Annotated in this window: 1 protein-coding gene; it reads left to right on the forward strand. The window is 64.5% G+C overall.

Going from position 1 to position 5,689, the window contains the following annotated elements; translation table 11 throughout:
• The coding region (locus tag FJ967_RS33590) for an MBG domain-containing protein (protein WP_281405697.1) at nt 1–5,689 on the forward strand (5,689 nt) is incomplete at both ends.

A 5,689-nucleotide genomic window follows, 5' to 3' on the forward strand; every position in this document is an offset into this window, starting at 1 on the left:
GACAAGCAGGGCTCGGGTACGCTGCAGCGGGCCGAGACGACGGAAATAGATGCCGCCACGACGATCAAGGCCGACGCCACCGGCAGCGGCGACGGCGGCACCGTGATCGTCTGGTCCGACGCGGTGACGGGCTTCCAGGGCATGATCTCGGCGCGTGGCGGCGAGACCAGCGGCAATGGCGGCTTTAGCGAAGTCTCGAGCCATGGCGTCCTCGATTTCGACGGCAATGTCGATCTCAGCGCGCGCTTCGGCGACACCGGCTACCTGCTGCTCGACCCCTACAATCTGACCATATCGACCACCGGTTCGCCGACCGTTCCCGGTTCGGGTCCGACCTTCACGCCTACCCAAACCTCGGTCCTGCGCGTCACGACGCTGCAGAACGCGCTCAACACGGCCAATGTCGTGGTCACGACGGGAACCAGCGGCAGCCAGGCCGGCGACATCACCGTTGCCAGCGCGGTGAACTGGACGAGCAGCAATTCGCTGACGCTCAGCGCCTATCACAGCATCGCCGTCAATGCGAGCCTGACCTCCTCCGGCGGCGGCGCGATCAATTTGCGTGCCGACAGTTCCGGCACCGGAAGCGGCACGGTGAGCTTCGCCAACAGCACGGTCAAGGCGAGCACGTCGGGCGTCGTTTCGATCTACTACAACCCCACGGTCAATCCCGCCGGCAGCGGCGTCAACACGACGAGCTACGCCAATCCGACCGAGAACTATTCCGGCAACATCGCCGGCGGCACGCTGAATGCCGCCATGCTGGTCAACACGTTGAACGACCTGCGCAACATCAAGAACAACAGTGGCGCCAATTACGCGCTTGGGCGCGCCATCGATGCCAGCGGTTCGACCTTCACTTCGGCGCTGGTCGATTCGCTGGGCGGCACCTTCGACGGTCTCGGCAACACCATCTCCAACCTGACCATCACATCTCCCGACAGCAGCGTCGGGCTATTCGGCGACATCGCCTCCGGCGCCACGGTGCGCAACCTCAACCTGTCCAATGTGGCGATCACCGGGACGACCGGCGGAGCCAGCAGCGCCACCATCGGCGGACTCGCCGGAACGAATGAGGGCACAGTCAGCGCCGTTACCGTCTCGGGCACGGTCAAGACGACGGCGGACTATTATCGCTCCGTCGGCGGCCTCATCGGCTTCAGCAGCGGCACGATAAGCGGCGCCATTTCCACGGCCACGGTGCAGGCGACGAACTTCGACAACGCCGGCGGTCTTGTCGGCGGTCTTTTCGCAGGCACCATCACAAACTCCTCGGCCAGCGGCGCGGTGATCATTGGCGGGCAGAGCAGCGGCGGCGGCCTGGTTGGCGATGCCAGCTTCGGTTCATCGATCACCCGATCCTTCGCCACAGGGACGGTAACGGCCGGCAATCCGTCCAAGGCAGGCGGCCTGGTCGGCAACCTCGACAGTTCCGCGATCACCGCCTCCTACGCCTCGGGCATTGTGACCGCCGGCGGCGCAAGCCAGGCGGGTGGCCTCGCCGGCTCCACGAAAGGCACGGCCAGCATTGACACCTCCTATGCAACCGGTGCGGTCAATGCGAGCCAGGGTTATGTCGGCGGTCTCGTCGGCGCCTCCCTGGACGCGACGACGACGGTTACCAATTCCTACGCCACCGGTGCGCTCACCGGCGGGAATCCCGGCGGGATCGTCGGCTACAATACCGGCAGCATCGCCTCCTCCTATTTCGACCTCGATACCACCGGCGCCATCGCCGCCGCCGGCTGGGGCCCGAATACCGCAACGGGTGGGACCGGGCTGCACACCAGCGATTTCATGACGGCGTCGAACTTCACCGGCTGGACGTTCGGCACGACCGGGGGCGGTTCGGGCTGGGTGATCGTCGATGCCGACTCGACGCTGAACAATGCCGGAGGCGCCGCCGGCGGCACGCGGCCGATGCTGCTTTCGGAATATTCGACCACCATCACCAACGCGCACCAACTGCAACTGATGGCGCTGAACCTCAACGGCAATTACACGCTGGGCAACAATATCGACGCCGGCACGACGGCCGGCGGGCAGGGCGTTTGGGGTGCTTCCGGCTTCGTGCCGATCGGCAGCGCGATCGCCACCAGCAGCAACCTGCCAACAAATGACAACCTGCCGATGGGCACATCGAACGAGCGTGCCTTCACCGGAACGCTGGACGGCAAGGGGTTTTCCGTCTCCAACCTCTACATCAACAGGCCGACGACCGATTTCGTCGGGCTGATCGGTTTTGCCACTGCGACGACGATCCAGAATATCACGCTGACCGGCGGCTCGATCACCGGACGCGACCATGTCGGCGCGCTGCTGGGCGGAGATCGCGGCTTCGACAGCAATTACAATTTCATCGCGACCTATCTCACCAATCTGTCTGCCTCGACCGCGGTGAGCGGACGCGACTTCGTAGGCGGCCTCGCCGGCTCGATCGAGGCTGGCTGGGTCACCACGGTTTCAGCCAGCGGCACAGTCAGCGGCCGTGACTATGTCGGCGGCATCGCCGGGTACATGTCTTCCAATAACGGGAAGGTTCAGAACGACTACACCGTCAGCGCGATCGCCGCATCAGCCAGCGGCGCGGTCAGCGGCCGCAACAATGTCGGCGGGCTTTTCGGCTATTTCTATTCGAGCTTCTACGGCACTTCCTTCGCCACCGGCACCGTCACCGCCACCGGCGACAATGTCGGCGGCCTGATCGGGCAAGGCATGGGCCAGGTCGGCAGCAATGCGACCGACAACCTCTATGCAACGGGCGCTGTCACCGGAAACAACTATGTCGGCGGCCTGATGGGCTTTGCCAACTCCTTCACCCTGACGCGCAGCTACGCGACCGGAGCCGTGACAGGTAATACGGCTGTCGGCGGACTTGTCGGCAGTAACGATAGTGGCTCAGCCATTGACATGTCCTTCGCCACCGGCGTGGTGCGCGGCGTCAATCAGGTCGGCGGCCTCGCGGGACGCAACCTCAGCATCATCGGCATGACCCAAAGCGTGGTCAATGGCACCTATGCGACCGGCGCGGTCTACGGCACCAGCAATGTCGGCGGCCTGGTGGGGCAGAACGATTTCGCCAATATGGGCAGCTATTCCCTGAACGGCCGCATCCAGAGCTCGTATTCGATCGGCGCGGTCTACGGCACGACCAATGTCGGCGGGCTGGTCGGCTTCAATGCGAGCGACCCCTCAGGTACCTATTCGCCCACGATCAAGAATTCCTATTGGAACACAGAGACGGCGGGCGCGACCCTGCCAGGCGTCGGCGGCGGCGTCACCACGGGCACCAATGCCGGCGCCACCGTCAAGACCACCGCGCAACTCATGGCCGCGCTGCAGACCGGCTTCTCGCCGTCGACCTGGGGCCTCGTCGCCAACACCAGCCTGCCTTACTTCAAATGGCTCTATTCCTCGACCCCGCAGGTGGTGAGTGGCACCGCCTACAGCGATCGCGGCACGACACCGCTCGCCGGTGTCGCCACCAACATCCTGGTCAACGGCTCGATGACGCCGGCCTCTGCGGTCGGCTCGACCGGCGCCAACGGCTATTATTATTTCCTGCTGCCGAACGGCACCATCGCATCGGGCGGCAGCCAGGTCCTGGTGACGTCCAGCGGCCCCTCCGCTGGCGCCACCTTCCAGCAGAACGCCACCGGCTCGCTCAGCGGCCTGTCGATCTATGGCGGCTATCTCAAGCAGCAAGGCGCGGCTTCGACGCTGTCGGCCCTCAACACGGCCCGCGCCAGCGCGGTCGGCAGCAATGCCGCGGCGCTCAGCCTGCTCGGCGGGCTGTCGAATGTTGAGATCGACCCGACCTCGGCGTTCACGATAGACCAGGCCATGAATGTGCCTAGCACGCTGGTGATTTCCTCGACGGGCGCGGTGACCCAGACAGCTACGATCAGCGCCAACAGCCTGTTGCTGCTGGGCAGTGGCGGCAGCTACACGCTCACCAATTCCGGCAATGCCATCGGCACGCTGGCGGCATCGACCGGAACGGTCAGCGTCACCGGTAACAGCGACCTGACGGTTGGGACCGTCGCCAGCGTCAACGGTGTGACCGCGAGCGGCGCGGTCACGGTCAAGACGCCGGGCAAGCTGACGATCGCGTCCACAGCCAGGGTCACCGCGGGCAGCAACGCCAATGTGGTGCTTTCAGCCGGCGGAGCCTTCGTCAACAATCGCGGCAGCGATGCGGTTTCGGTCTCCGGGACCGGCCGCTGGCTGGTCTATGCGGCAGGTCCAACCGGCAATACTTTCGGCAATCTCGACAGCGGCAACATCGCGATCTGGAACACGGCCGCCGGCGGCACGGTAAGTGCGACGGGCAACCGCTATGTCTTCGCCTACCAGCCGACGCTGACCTTCACCTCAACCAATGCGTCGATGGTTTATGGCGACGCTATCCCGGCGCTGAACTATTCGGTTTCGGGCTATCAGGCAGGGGTGGCCAACGCCTATCTCGGCGACAATGCCGCCACCGCCTTCACCGGCGCGCCGACGCTCTACACCCCGGCTACGCTCGTCACCCAGCCACTCGGGGCCGGGACCCACACGATCACCATCGACGGCGGCAATGTCGCCGGGCAGAACGGCTATGCAGTTGCCTTCAACAGTACGGGCCTGCTTTCCGTTGCCAAGCGGATCGTCACGGTCACGGCGAGCGCCAACCAGGGCAAGACCTACGGCGATGCCGATCCGTCGTCCTACGGCTATACTTATTCCGACCTTGGCAGTGGCGTTGCGCTGGTCGGCGCGCTCGATCGCGCTTCGGGCGAGGATGTCGGCACCTACGCGATCGGCCAGGGCACGCTGACCAATTCCAGCAATGCGAATTACGACATCACTTTCGTCGGCGGCACGAATTTCACCATCGGCAAGCGGGCTGTCACGGTCACGGCGACGGCGGGGCAGGGCAAGACTTACGGCAATGCCGATCCGTCGAGCTATGGCTTTACCAATTCGGGCCTCGGCAGCGGTGTCGCTCTTGTCGGTGCGCTCGACCGGGCCTCAGGCGAGGATGTCGGCGGCTATGCCATCGGCCAGGGAACGCTGACCAACGCCAACAATTCGAACTATGACATCACCTTCGACAGCTCGACCTTCAACATCGGCAAGCGGGCCGTCACGGTCACCGCAAGCGCCAACCAGGGCAAGACCTATGGCGATGCCGATCCGTCGAGCTATGGCTTCACCTATTCCGATCTTGGGACTGGCGTCGCTCTTGTTGGCGCGCTCGATCGCACGACTGGCGAAAATGTCGGCGGCTACGCGATCGGCCAGGGCACGCTGACCAACGCCAACAATTCGAACTACGACATCACCTTCGACAGTTCGACCTTCACCATCGGCAAGCGGGCGGTCACGGTTAAGGCGAGCGCCAACCAGGGCAAGACGTATGGCGATGCCGATCCGTCGTCCTACCTCTACACCTACTCCGACCTCGGCACCGGCGTCGCTCTCGTCGGCGCGCTCGATCGCACGACTGGCGAAAATGTCGGCGGCTACGCGATCGGCCAGGGCACGCTGACCAACGCGGCGAACTCGAACTACGACATCACTTTCGAGAGCACCAATTTCAACATCGGCAAGCGGGCCGTCACGGTTACGGCGAGCGCCAACCAGGGCAAGACGTATGGCGATGCCGATCCGTCGTCCTACCTCTACACCTACTCCGACCTCGGCA

This window comes from Mesorhizobium sp. B2-3-4 (assembly GCF_006442315.1).
In the GTDB taxonomy this organism is placed as follows: domain Bacteria; phylum Pseudomonadota; class Alphaproteobacteria; order Rhizobiales; family Rhizobiaceae; genus Mesorhizobium.